Below are 13151 nucleotides of genomic sequence, written 5' to 3'. Positions count from 1 at the left end.
CGCTTCCGTTCGAGTGCGGATTTCGGACTGTCGAATGGGTCGAGCCCGGTCAACGAACCGACTTGACCTTGAACATGATGACGAGGCCGCCGATCAGCGCGAAGACGGCGCCGAGCAGGTACAGCAGCGTGTAGTTCTTCTCGCCACCGGTCGCGCCGATCACGATCACGACGCCGGCCAGCAGCGGCGCGATGGCGCTCGGGATCTTCTGGGCGAACTGGATGACCGCCATGTAGCGGCCGGCCTGGTCGCGTTCGGGGATGGTCGCGTACACGATCGCCTGGTCGACGGTCGCGAACACCGCGATCGTCAGCTGCATGAGCACGGCGCCGACGACGATCTGCGCGAGCGACCAGGCGGTGGCCTCGACGAGCGCGCCGACGACGAAGAGCACGGCGGCGATCATCACGAACAGGCGGCGACGCTGGAGCTTGTCCGAAAGGAATCCTCCTGCGAGCGCGCCGCCCGCGGCGGCGAGCACCCCGACCATGCCGACCGTCGCGACCACGCCGGCCACCTCTCGCACCGGCATGTCGAGCCGCTGGGCGTAGAAGAACGTGCCGAAGGTGGTGTTGAAGTAGAGGCCGATGAAGAAGACGAAGCGGCCCAGCCAGTTCCACGCGAAGTCGGGGTACTTGCGGATGTTGAACCCGTAACTGGCGAACACCGACTTTACGGTGACCTGCGTCGGCGGCACGAGGTCCTTCGAACTGCCCTCGGGCTTGACGAGCGGGAACAGGACGAGCAGCACCGCGCCGATCGCGCCCGGCAGCAGGAAGACCAGGAAGGTGTTCGACGACACCGCGTAGGCGACGCCGATGCCGAGCACCGGAGCCACCTGGGTCATCAGGCCGGTGAGCGCCGACACCTTGCCGCGCTGCCCCTCGGGCAGTTTGTCGGCCTGGATGTTCTGCAGCGCGGCGCCGGCGATCGACCAGCCCACCATGCCGAGCACCCAGCCGGCGCCGACGATCAGCAGGTTCGGAGCAAGACCGATGACGACGAGGCCTGCCAGGCCGATCGCCGCGCCGAGGTAGATGAACGGACTTCGACGTCCGAACCGGGACCGGGTGTGGTCGCTCCAGATGCCGACCAGCGGACTGAGCACGAGGTACACGGCCTGCGCGATCCCGGTGATGAACCCGAGCACTTCTTCGTGACCGGGTGCGAGTTCGGTGATGCGTACGGCGATGCCGTACGAGAGCGGCACCATCATGGCCATGGATGCACCGAAGCTCGCGAGCATCAGCCAGAGGATGTAGCCCCGGCTCATCGGTTGCTGCGGCTCGGCCACCGGAATCGCGACCGCGGGCGCGGTCTCCCCGTCGGATACGGCCAGGCCGGCTGCGAGGTCCGCGTCCGGCTCGTTCTTCGTCACCATTGACTCCTTCATCGGCGATGAGCCGACCACGCGATCGTACGCAGGTCGTGCTGGAAAGTACGCAAAAGTAACCAGCATGGTTACTTGTGGGCAACAGTAACCATATCGGTTACTATTGGCAAATCGGGCTCGAGTACGGGTCTGCCAGACTCGAGGGATGCGCGTACAGGGAGAAGGCATGCCGGGTTCCACCCCGCCGGAGACAGCGCAGCTGCAGGAGTCCGGCTTGCGCGAGAAGTCCCCTACTCCCGCTTCCGCCCACCGAATCGCAGCCGCTCCGCCCGCGAAACCGCGAGCCCGTCGTGGCCCCTACGCGAGCACGCCCGCGCGCCGCGCCCAGATCGTGCGTGCGGCCCTGGCCAGTTTTGCCGAGCACGGTTACGAACGCGCCTCCCTCCGCGACATCGCCGCGCGTGCTGAGCTGACGCACGCCGCGCTCCTGCGCCACTTCGCCAGCAAAGACGAACTCCTCCTCGCGGCACTCGCGCAGCGCGACGACGACGACGAAGAGATGGCGCGCCGCATCATGCAGTCGCGCGTGCCGGCCGAGCAGGTGCTCTCGAATGTGCTGGCCGACGAGTTCGCCCACCCCGAGCACCAGCGCAACTGGCTCGCGATCACCGTCGCGGCGACCAACCCCGACCACCCTGCGCACGACTTCTTCATCGCGCGACGCGAACGCATGCGCCAGCACTTCTCGAGCGGCCGACTCGCCACCGCCCACGACGGCGAAGAGGTCACCGCCGACGACAAGGTCACCATGCTGCTCGCCATGATCGACGGCCTGCGAATCCAGGCGCTACTCGACCCGAGCCGCCAGACGCTGCCGCTTCTCGAGACATTCATGCGCATGATCATGACCGACGACGCGGCACGCGACTGACGGGGAACCTCCCAGAACCCGGCATCGCCGAAAGGCGCGCAGTGCTCATCGCCGGAGCCAGGTTCGAACCTGAGTCCACGCGCAGACCCGGCGCCCCCGCCGCAGTTCCGCCCGGGTTATCCGGCGTAAGGCGGCCGGACCTTGCTGGACCCTCAGCCTTCGAACGCGCGGCAGACAAGAAACGTGACGTTTCCTATTGACCCGCCACTTCGCCGATTGATATCGTCACACGAAAGCTCGAATGAAACCTTTCAATGACGAAGGGACCGAATCCACGTGTCTATCCCGCAACCGACTCCATCGAGGCGTCGCGCCGTGCTCGCAAGCTCGGCGGTCGTCGTCGCGTTCGCGCTCATTGCCGCGCCATCAGCTGCATCGATCGCCGCTCCTGCATCAAGCCGCCACACTGAGGGGCCGAGCGGCGGCGCCGAGCTGACCGCCGAAACGTTCGCCAATCCGCCCGGCTCGGTGCGCCCGATGTACCGGTGGTGGATGCCGTTGGCGTTCACCGAAGACGACGTGCTCCGCGAGGAGTTGCGCGACCTCGCCGCCTCGGGTGCGGGCGGTGTGGAGGTCGCACCCTTCTACGTACCCGGCGAGGGCAATCAGAGCAACGCGTTCCTCGCGGAGTACGGCTGGGGCACGGCCGCTTGGGCGCACAAGATGGAAGTGATCACCGGCGAGGCCGCGGACCTGGGACTGATCGTCGACCAGAACCTCGGCCCGCAGTATCCGCCGACGGTTCCGACTCTCAGCAGTTTCAACCAGCCCGAGGCGGAACAGCAGCTCATTTTCGGGCGCGAGTTCCGCCGGCCGGGCGAAACGCGCTCTGGCCCGCTGCCCGCCCCGACCACCGGTCCCCCGTCGGTGTCGACGCAGCTCTGCGAATCTGCCTCCGCTGGCCAGACCGAATTGCACGTACGGAACCTCGGCGGGTTCGCGTCGGGCGATACGATCACCGTTGGCGTGGACAGCGGCGCGGAACGCGTGACGGTCACCGGTTTGGGTGATCGCACTGCGTCGTGCGGCGTCCTGTCAGTGTCGGCGCTGGCGAGTCCGCACGCTCTGAACGAGCCCGTCGGCAACATCGCCCGCACTACGCGGATTCGCACCTTGATCGCGCAGTGCGTGGACGCCTGCGCGACGACGGGCAACGGGCAGCGCGTGCTCGACCCCGAGTCGGTCGTCGATGTCAGCGCCGATGTGCAGAGCGGCGCACTCAGCTACACATTCCCCACCGGAAACGGCAACCCGTGGGTGGTGATCGACTTCCTGCAGGCACCTTCGGGGCTGATCGCGCAGCGTGGCGGGTACATGTCGACGCAGCCGAACTACGTCGTCGATCACCTCAGTCGCGGCGGGGTGGCCATCCAGTCAGACTTCTGGGATGAGCACATCCTGACCGACGAAGTCCGCGCGAATCTCGCCCGAATCGGTTCTGGTGCGATCTTCGAGGACTCGCTCGAGCTCGGGTCGGCTCAGAAGTGGACGTGGGATTTCGTCGAGGCGTTCACTGCCAAGCGGGGGTACGATCCCACGCTGCTCCTGCCGGCGTTGGCCGGCGCCGGCATTCAAGGCACGACCGCCCCCGCGTTCGAGTTCACCGGGATCGGCCCGAAGGTCCGAGAGGACTACCGAAAGACCGTGAGCGACTTGTACACCGAGGAATACGTCGGATCGATGCAGGACTGGGCAGAAGGACATGGTCTCAACTTCCGCGTCCAGCCGTACGGCATCCCCATCGGGACTCCGGCCGCATCCGGCCGCGCCGGCATCGCCGAGGGCGAGTCGCTGAATTTCGGCAGCCCCAACCCGCTCGGGGCCGAACAGGACTACCGGGCGGTGAGCGCTGGAGCACACCTGAGTGGGAAGAACGTCGTCTCGGTCGAGTGTTGCGCGGTGTTCCAGGGCGGATATCGCTCGAGCCTGGCCGGACCGCAGGTTCCCGGTCAATTCGGCCAGGGCGGCGACGGGTCAACAGTCGGCGGCCGCTACTCGCAGGGACTGCTCGACAGCATCTACAAGAGCTACGCCGGTGGCGTCAACCAGGTGGTCTGGCACGGCCTCGCATACCGGGACGCACCGAAGGGCGTGGGCACCGCGGGTCGTGACGGCGGCACATGGCCGGGCTACCAGCCCTGGGATATCTTCGGCGCCCTCAACGTGAACGACGCGTTCGGCCCGCGCCAGGCGAGCTGGCCGGACTACCAGGCCGTGAACGACAGCCTCGCCCGCACCCAGCTCGTCCTGCGGCAAGGTCGAGCGAAGGTCGACCTGGGTATCTACTACGAGGATCTGGGCCTGATCGGCTCGTCGGTGAGCGGCCAGCAGACGCCTCAGCACATGCTTGGAACCGACTCGGCGACTTCCAGTGCCGGATACACGTACGAGTACGTCGCTCCCGAGTTCCTCGAGGATCCGTACCTCAGCCCCGAGAAGGATGGCGGCCTCTTCGGCGACCGTTCCGACTACGGTGCACTCGTCCTGAACAACCAGCGGAGCATCTCGCTTTCGGCGGCCCAGCGGATCCTCGAACTGGCTGAACAGGGCCTGCGAGTCTTCGTGGTCGGCGAAGCGCCCACCACGACCACCGGGGCCGAGCCCGATGCGGCCGACCTCGCCGGCATCGTCGCCGCACTGCTCGACCAGCCCACCGTCAGGCGGGTGGCAACGGAGACCGAACTTCCCCGAGAGTTGGGCGGGGCAGGAATTCGGCCCGCGGTGACACCAGAGACGCCGACGTCCGCGCTCGGCCTCGTCCGTCGAGACCTCGGCAACGTCACCTACGACTTCATCTACAACCGTTCGGGCGCGGAAGTCGAGCAGAACCTCACGCTCGCCGGATCCGGTCGTCCGTTCGCCTTCGATACGTGGACCGGCCAGATCACCCCGCTCGGTGAGTACGTCAAGGGTGACGACACCGTGACCGTTCCGGTCAGTATCGCGCCATACGACAAGGTGATCATCGGGCTCACGAACAAGGGAGTGATTACCAGCGGTCAGGGCGACCCGATCCACGCTCCCGCGACCTACGCTGTCCGAAGCGATGGCGAGGTATTCGCCTCCGGCAATGCGCAGGGCCTCACACTTCGTGCCTCTGCGGCCGGCACCTACACGACGGAACTGAGCAGCGGTGCTCAGCGAACCACGGACGTGCGGGGCATCATCCCAGCGATCACGCTCAACAACTGGACGCTCAAGGCTCAGACGTGGACGCCCGGTGCGAACGCGTACACCACGACGAAGACGGACGTCGCAGAATTCCCGGTCGTGGCGGGAAGCGACGGAAAGTTGCCGTCATGGCGGGAGATCACCTCGCCCACGGACCTTACTCGCCACTCGGGCCTCGGCTTGTACGTGACCACCTTCATGTTGCCCAAGGAATGGACGAAGTCCGATGGCGCGTACTTGAGCCTCGGAGCCGTCCTCGACTCCGCCACCGTGTCGGTCAACGGTGAGCCCGTGATCGTGAACCAATCGGACCGCGGCCGGATCGATCTCGGTCATCTCCTGCATGCCGGTACGAACACCATCGCCGTACGCGCGGCGACGACCATGTTCAATGCCGTCCGCTCCACTGGAGACAGCAACTACCAGATCCCTGACTGGCAGCGAACCGGCCTCATCGGCCCGGTGACGATCACCCCGTATCGTGACGTAGAGCTTTCGGTACCCGGAAGGTGATCACGGAGCGGTGTTCGCACCCCGTGGATCCGCGTCGGCACTCGCCCGCGGATCCACGGGGCGTGCGACGTCGGACCCCGAGCGGGACTGCGACGCACGGATCGCCGGCAACCAGAGGTCGTTGAGGAGGGATTCCACGCCGGCCTCGTCTGCGGGACGCCCGGTGTGGAGGAACTCGGACATCATGACCGCATGACCTAGGTTCAGGACCGAACCGGGCGGTTCGACGACCAACTCACCTCGTTCCTGTGCCGCCTCGGCGATCGTTCGCACCCGTCCGATGATGACCGGCCCGGCGAGCAGACTCGCCCGACGGGCCGAATCACCCTGCGTCATCACGCCCCGCACCGCGTCGCCATAAGGACTCGCGAGGAAGCCTGCCATCTCGTGCAGGAAGCTGCGCAGGTCTGTGACGAGATCGATCGATCTCGTCCGTGACCATTGACGGCTCGCGGTCTCCCGTTCCAGCAGGTCGGCCGCAAGCTCCATTCGGTTCCGCCATCGCCGGTAGATCACGGCCTTCGCAGTACCCGCGCGTGCCGAAACCCTCTGCACGGTGAAGCCCGCCCATCCCCCCGCCTCGAGCTCGGCCCACGCCGCGTCGAGAATCGCGTTCTCCAGCGCCGCACCTCGGCGCCGCGTCGTCGTGCGAGTCAAGCGGACCTCAGGATGCCTTCACTACGGAGCCGACACATGTCGGCCAGTGTAGGACACGGGTCTCTCGTCCTGCATGGTCGCGCTCGCGCTGCGTCGGGCGCTGACCTTCATCCAGCCACTTCGGGCACGGCCTGGTGCCCGATGTAGGCCGCGCAGCGTTCGGCAGCATCCTCGCCCGACGTGAGAGCTCCGTCCATCCAGCCAGCCCATCTGCGAGAGAGATCGCCTCCGGCGAAGAAGCAGGGGCCCGACTCAGCCGCGAGTTCGTAGAGCCCGGTGGCCTGTCCAGGCGCCGGCGTGCACCATGTCCCGCGTGTCAGCGGATCGTTGATCCAGTCGTGGTGGATCGTCTCGTCGTCGAACGTCACTTCGGGGTGTCGGAGCTGCATCACCTCGAGTGCGCGATCGGCGGCACCGCTCGTGTCGGCCCCCGTGACGAGTTGGAAGGCGCCGATCTGCTGACCACCCGGAACGGAACGTCCGTAGGATTCGGGAACATCGGGCCACCCGAAGGACCAGTAGGGTTCCGGGAGATCGGCCGTTCGAAGCCACACCTTGACGACGGCGCCGGAGTGCCCGGTCGCAATGACCTCCCGCTCGGCAGCGCTGAGTGGCACCTCGAGGTCGATCCCGCGGAGGGCATTGACGGGCACGGCGACGATCACCGCCCGAGCTGTCATCGCACCGTCCGATGTGAAGACCCGGACGGGCGACGGCCCGTCGACTGTGCTGATCCGGTCGACCGTCGTCCCGAGCCGGAGCCTCTCCCCCAGTCCCTCCGCGATCGACTCCGCGATCTTCATCGTGCCCCCCTTCACGCGAGCGGTCTCACTGGTGAAGGCCTCCTCACATGATCCGAAGGCCGCGAACTCGTGGAGCGCGTACATGGCGCTGTAGGAGGCTTCATCCGAGCCGAACAGAGCGAAGCAATGCCGCAGGAATTGCGCCCGGACCGCCGCATCGGGGGTGAATCGGTCCAGGTAATCCGTCATCGGGATGTCGAATTCGGCTGCAGCCTCGTGCCAACGGGGATCGTCGGCGTCGATGCGCGCGACGTCCGCGTCGATCGAGACGCAGAGAGCGCGGAAACCTTCTTCGGCTACTCCGATCAAGCCGCTCGGTCGACGCTCGACCAGGTCGCCGATCGCCCAGTATGGCGATGCCGGCACCTCCGGCGCATCCAACTCAAGTCCGTACCTGTCGAGCTCACGGACGACGGCATCGTGATACGCCGACTCGACCCACTCCGCCCCGAGGTCCAACGTCAGGCCGTCCTTCACTTGGCTGAACGTCCGTCCGCCGGCATGGACGTTTGCCTCGAGCACGCACACGTCCAGATCGGCGGCAACACACCTGCGCGCAGCTGCCAGACCGGCCAGGCCGGCACCCACGATGACCACGTCGTAATCGGACACTGACATCCGCTTTTCCTTCCACCTGTTTGATCGCGTTCGAACTTGAAATGCGAGAGTTTGCTGAGTATTCGGTCACTGCCGGTTGAGCCGCGGAGCTTCGTGCTGACGTTCACGGCCCTGCTCCACGGGATGTCGACGCAAATGGCGTTGCAGGATCCCGAGTTCTCCCCCCGCGACGTGCGGGTGAACTGGCGATGGCGTACGTCGAGAAGGAGCTCGGCTGGGTACTGTCCACCGGGTAGGAGAACGCGGCAGGATCGAGTGAGTCAGGTCAGGCGTCGTCACTCTCGTAGTAGACGAACTGCTTCATGAGACGTTCGTCGACACGATATTCACCAGACCAGCCCGGTTCGATCGTGAAGGCATCGCCAGGTCCGAAGCTGCGAATTACGCCGTCGGTATCGGTGAGCGTGACCCGACCCTCGATTACGCGGGTGTACTCGTATCCCCCGTACGAATCGACGTGCTCACTGTATGGCTCCGCCGACCAGATGCCGACAACGAAGCGGCCGTCGGCGCTGACCAGATGCGAAAGCTCGCATTCGTGCGGATCACCGGTGCGCAACGCTTCTGGCGTCACGTAAGAGCTCGCGGTCATGCTGGGACCTGCGATGTCGGACGTGGGCAGAGGCCGGATCTTGCTGTTCATCGGCTCTGTTTCCCTTCGCTCCCCTGGAGGACGGCGGCGGCTGCGGCTCGACCGGTGCGAACCGCGCCCTCCATGTAGCCGCACACCCACTGGTCCGACCCGCACACGTAGAACGGCGGCTCGTGGGAGCCGTGGAGCGGCCCGACGGCCATGACATCGCCGGGCCGCCAACCGGTGGCGTATCCCTGCGTCCACCTGTCGGTCGCCCAGTTGCGGAGGTAGAACTGGGAGTACTCGTCGGCCTGCTTGCCGACGACTGTGATGAGCTCGTCGGTGAGTTCCGCTTGTCGGCGGTCCAGAGGCGTGGCGAAGTACTCGGCGAGACTCGACGGAGGCAGGAGGCCTGACAGGACGCCGTCGCTTTGCGCCCAGGTTCCGCCGAGGAGCGTCTGCTCCATGTAGCTGGTTCCGTTGCGCCCATCGTTCTCCCAGAAGGAGTCCGGGTAGACAGCTGCGACTTTGACCGTGAGCGCGTTCCGCTGCGCGTGCAGCGATGCCATTCGTGCGTCGCTCACACCTTCGACACGGACATCGCGAAGTGGTCCGACAGGAAGCGCCGAGACGATCGCTGTTGCGCCGAGGATCTCACCCGTCGCCAGGCGCACCGTGCTCTTCCGTCTATCGATCCGTACCTGCTCGACAGGGCTGCTGTAGCGGATGCGCTCACCGAGGTCATCGGCCATTCGAAGGGCCACGGTTGCGGAGCCCTCGAGCACCCGCTCGTTCTCCCAAGCGTCGTAATTGTAGAAGCCGTCCGCTCCGGCAGCTGACTCCTTGCGGAGGTACGCGAGCAGCGACGAACGCTCGATCGACGAGTCGGCAAGCGCCTTGGCCGAGAGTTCGAGCGCGCGGAGAACCGACGGCGACCCGCCCTCGCCACGGACCCATTCGGCGATGGAGAGGGCATCCAGTCGCTCGGCATCGGGGTGCGACCACGGGTCGTCCGGATTCACCGTCGCGGCCAGGGCCGAGAACTGCTTCTCGATCGCGTCGTAGACGCGACGGTCGCCACTGCTCATCCACGGCAGGTCGTCGCCGAGGAACGAGCCGTCGGCGAGGCTCCAGCTGGTCTCACCATTGCTGGCCACAAAAGTCGGGACGAGCGTCAGCCCGAGCTCTCCGACCAACTCCTTGTATGCGGTGTGGAAGCTGCCGATGATCTCGCCGCCGAGTTGAACGAGCCGGCCGTCGGGCGTCTTGGCCTGCTCGACGCGCCCTCCGGCCCGTGCTCGAGCCTCGACGACGATCACATCCACTCCTGCCGCGGCAAGGTCCCGCGCCGCGCTGAGTCCGGCCAGGCCGGCTCCGAGCACGATGACGTCGTGTTTCTCCATGTGTTGATAGCTCCTTCGTAAGGTGTGGTTCTAGCTGCGCGGTGCGAGCGTGTACTTGGTTTGGAGATACTCGTGGATCCCTTCGGCCCCGCCCTCGCGTCCGAGTCCAGACCTCTTCCAGCCGCCGAACGGTGCGGCCGCATTGGAGACGACGCCCGTGTTCAGGCCCATCATTCCGGTCTGAAGACGCTCGATCATCCGCTGGCCGCGGGCGAGGTTCTCGGTGTACACGTACGACACGAGGCCGTAGTCGGTGTCGTTCGCGATGCGCACGGCGTCCTGCTCGTCGTCGAACGGGATGATCGCGAGGACTGGTCCGAAGATCTCCTCGTGCAGGATCTCTGACCCCGGCTGCACGTCCTTCACGACGGTCGGTTCGTAGAAGGCACCACGGCGCTCCCCCGCCCTCCTGCCACCGGTGGTCACGAAGGCGCCACGGGCGACCGCGTCCTGCACCAGGCGATCCGCTTTCGTAACCGCGGCTTCGTTGATGAGGGGGCCGATCGCCACGCCCTCCTCGGTTCCGCGACCGAGGCGGAGTCCGCTCACCCGGTCGGTCGCCCGTTCGGCGAACTCGTCGGCGAGGGATCGTTGCACGATGAACCGGTTCGCCGCCGTACAGGCCTGACCGGTGTTGCGGAATTTCGCCGCGATCGCCCCCTCGACCGCCTTGTCGAGATCAGCGTCATCAAAGACGACGAACGGCGCGTTCCCGCCCAGTTCCATCGATGTGCGCAGCACGCCGTGCGCTGCCTGCCGAAGGAGGCGCTGACCGACCCGCGTCGACCCGGTGAATGAGAGCTTCCGGAGCCGCGGATCACGGATGATCGGCTCCGAGACGTCCCCGGACATCGATGTGGTGATCACGTTGACGACACCGCCCGGCACGCCGGCGTCCTGCAGTAGCTGTGCGAAGGCGAGCATCGTCAGCGGGGTGAGCTCGGCCGGCTTGATTACCACGGTGCAACCGGCGGCAAGCGCCGGTGCGATCTTGCGGGTCGCCATCGCCAGAGGGAAGTTCCAAGGGGTGATCAGGAAGCACGGACCCACGGGGTGCTGCGAGACGATCACACGGCCCGTTCCCTCGGGATTCTCACCGTACCGACCCTGAATCCGCACGGCTTCCTCGCTGAACCAGCGGAGAAACTCAGCACCGTAGTCGACTTCATTGCGCGCCTCGGGAAGCGGCTTTCCCATCTCGATCGTCAGCAACAGTGCGAAGTCTTCCTTGCGCTCCTGCAGCAGGTCGAACGCCCGCCGGAGGATCTCCGCCCGCTGCCGCGCCGGCCTCGCCGCCCAAGCGGGGAAGGCCTCACTCGCTGCGTCGAGCGCTGCCAGTCCATCCTCGGGCGAAGCGTTCGCGACCTCCTTGACGGGTTCACCGGTCGCAGGATCGGAAACCGTCATCGTGACGCCGCCGGTCGCCCTACGCCAGCATCCGTCGATGAACAGGCCGTCGGGGACGGACGCCAGCAGCTCGTGCTCACGGTTCGTGACCGTCGGGTCCGGGAGCGCGCTCATGAGTTGATCACGGTGTACGCCTTGGTGATGGTCTCGTGGACGACCCAACGGCCCCTCCAGCCGGGCTGCATGAGCACGGTGACGCCGGGGCCGAGATCGAGCGCGACACCGCCCTCGTCGATGAGCCGGCCAGTCCCGGATAGGACGTGGATGTACTCCAGGTAGCCCGCATGATCGGTGACGAATTCGCCAGGAGTGACACGCCACAGTCCGAGCTGGTGGGTGGAAGCGTCCTCGATGACGAACGTGGACGCCGTCGGCGTGCCCTTCAGGACTCGGTCGGCGGCAATCGCAACGTCGTCCGGCCAGTCGATGGCCGAGTGCTCGAATCGGGTAGCGACGAATCCAGTCATGCCGCGACGTTCCCTTCGGCGGCGAGGAGCGCTGCGGCGGCCCGGTCGCCGCTGCGAAGTGCGCCTTCCATGAGACCGGTGAACTCGGGGTCGATGTACTCCCCCGCGAAGTAGAGCCGCCCATGCGGGGCAGCAAGTGCCTCCGCGTCCGCGGTCGTGAAACGCGGGCTGTGCGCCGTGTACGCACCTCGGGCGAGCGGATCAAACGGCCAAGCGGAGAGCACGGCGCGCCCGGGGGCGATCGGCAAGTCGGCGCGAAGCGCACGGACCGCCCGCTCCCAGTCGCGTTCACCTCGGTCGATGCGGAGATCGAGGAGGTGACCGATCTCTCCGCCGAAGCAGTTGAGCACGGGAGCGACCCCGACGTCCAGCGCGTTCGCGGTCCAAGTCCAGAATCTCCCCGTAACGCTCATCACCGCGCTGGTCGCGGGGGCCTCGTCGAGAGCGAGGTGGAGTTTCGCAGCGTTGCCCTGGACGACCCGGGACATCGCGTCACGCTTCCATCGCGGGATCTCGAGGCGCACGGAAGCGGGGTCGGCGAGCACGCCGAACGGCAACGCCACCACGGCGAAGTCGAAGGACTCGTCATCGTGGCCGACGCTGATCCTCACCCGGTCGCCGTGCTGCTCGACGTGGTCGACTCTGGAACTCAGGCGGACGCGGCCGTCCAGCGCGACCGCCATTGCATCGGGAAGGCTCTGGTTGCCCCCGCCGATGCGCCAACTCGGCTGGGGCTCGAACGAGGCGACGTGTTCGAGAGTTTCTGCTGCCGTCACCTGGTCGATACGGACTGCCGTCGACATCTCGATTCTCGCCTCGAGCGCTTCGCGGGTAGGCCCTTCGACGCCGATGGCGTCGAGGACATCCGCGACCGACCGCTCGTCGGGGCCGTCGGCGGCGGCTTCGGCGGCGGCCCTCCCGAGCGCCGCCATCGCTGCGGTGGTGACCTCGGGACGGTCGGCCGGTGTGCGGACGTAGTAGCTCATCCCCGTCTCGACGAGCTCGAGACGGTGTTCTTCGCAGTAGCTGCGAAGGGTTGAATAACCGTCGAGCACGAATTCCGCTCCGCGCTCGATGACGTGGTATCCGCCGGCCGCGGTGATGGTCTCCGACCATACGCGCCCTCCGACACGATCGCGTGCTTCGAAAATGGTCACATCGTGGCCGGCCCGGGCCAGTTGGGTCGCAGCGGCGAGGCCTGCGAGGCCTGCGCCGAGCACTGCGGTGCGCGTCATTCTTCTCTCCTTCGATGTCCTGGCAGTCGCGGACGTACG

The 13151-nt window shown here is 66.5% G+C and carries 10 protein-coding genes; 2 read left to right on the top strand and 8 right to left on the bottom strand.

Annotated elements, in window-relative coordinates; all coding sequences use genetic code 11:
- Window positions 1-49: 49 nt before the first annotated feature.
- Window positions 50-1381, bottom strand: a complete 1332-nt coding sequence (locus tag MUN74_RS18155) for an MFS transporter (protein WP_244854007.1) — start codon at window positions 1379-1381, stop codon at window positions 50-52.
- A gap of 178 nt (window positions 1382-1559) precedes the next feature.
- Between MUN74_RS18155 and MUN74_RS18150 the strand changes: the two genes are divergently transcribed.
- Together MUN74_RS18150 and MUN74_RS18145 are read left to right on the top strand one after the other, a co-directional pair.
- Complete coding sequence (locus MUN74_RS18150; protein WP_244854006.1) at window positions 1560-2264, top strand: TetR/AcrR family transcriptional regulator; 705 nt, start codon at window positions 1560-1562, stop codon at window positions 2262-2264.
- Window positions 2265-2579: 315 nt separating this feature from the next.
- Window positions 2580-5948 (top strand): glycosyl hydrolase, encoded by a 3369-nt coding sequence (locus tag MUN74_RS18145; RefSeq protein WP_244854005.1) that lies wholly within the window; start codon window positions 2580-2582, stop codon window positions 5946-5948.
- Here MUN74_RS18145 and MUN74_RS18140 read toward each other — a convergent pair whose 3' ends face one another.
- The 7 genes from MUN74_RS18140 to MUN74_RS18110 all read right to left on the bottom strand — a co-directional run bounded on the left by MUN74_RS18140 (window position 5949) and on the right by MUN74_RS18110 (window position 13097).
- Window positions 5949-6605, bottom strand: coding sequence for a TetR/AcrR family transcriptional regulator (locus MUN74_RS18140; RefSeq protein ID WP_244854004.1), 657 nt, complete (start codon window positions 6603-6605; stop codon window positions 5949-5951).
- 107 nt (window positions 6606-6712) lie between these two features.
- On the bottom strand, window positions 6713-8026 hold the full coding sequence (locus MUN74_RS18135) for a flavin monoamine oxidase family protein (protein ID WP_244854003.1): 1314 nt from the start codon (window positions 8024-8026) through the stop codon (window positions 6713-6715).
- Between the two features lie 265 nt (window positions 8027-8291).
- Entirely contained in the window at window positions 8292-8669 is a 378-nt protein-coding gene (locus tag MUN74_RS18130) for a cupin domain-containing protein (RefSeq protein ID WP_244854002.1), read from the bottom strand.
- On the bottom strand, window positions 8666-10003 hold the full coding sequence (locus MUN74_RS18125; protein WP_244854001.1) for a flavin monoamine oxidase family protein: 1338 nt from the start codon (window positions 10001-10003) through the stop codon (window positions 8666-8668). Before MUN74_RS18125 ends, MUN74_RS18130 begins: the two co-directional genes overlap by 4 nt.
- Window positions 10004-10033: 30 nt before the next feature.
- Window positions 10034-11524: an NAD-dependent succinate-semialdehyde dehydrogenase gene (locus MUN74_RS18120; protein ID WP_244854000.1), complete on the bottom strand. Its 1491-nt coding sequence runs from the start codon at window positions 11522-11524 to the stop codon at window positions 10034-10036.
- A complete protein-coding gene (locus MUN74_RS18115) occupies window positions 11521-11877 on the bottom strand; it encodes a cupin domain-containing protein (RefSeq protein ID WP_244853999.1) in 357 nt (118 codons plus the stop codon). Before MUN74_RS18115 ends, MUN74_RS18120 begins: the two co-directional genes overlap by 4 nt.
- Window positions 11874-13097: a flavin monoamine oxidase family protein gene (locus MUN74_RS18110; RefSeq protein ID WP_305038258.1), complete on the bottom strand. Its 1224-nt coding sequence runs from the start codon at window positions 13095-13097 to the stop codon at window positions 11874-11876. The genes MUN74_RS18115 and MUN74_RS18110 overlap by 4 nt, the downstream gene beginning before the upstream one ends.
- Between the last annotated feature and the right edge of the window lie 54 nt (window positions 13098-13151).

Origin of the sequence: Agromyces sp. H17E-10 (assembly GCF_022919715.1) — a bacterium.
Taxonomy (GTDB): Bacteria; Actinomycetota; Actinomycetes; order Actinomycetales; family Microbacteriaceae; genus Agromyces.
The sequence above is the reverse complement of the archived record's forward strand: the minus strand, read 5'-3'. Positions and strand labels throughout refer to the sequence as shown.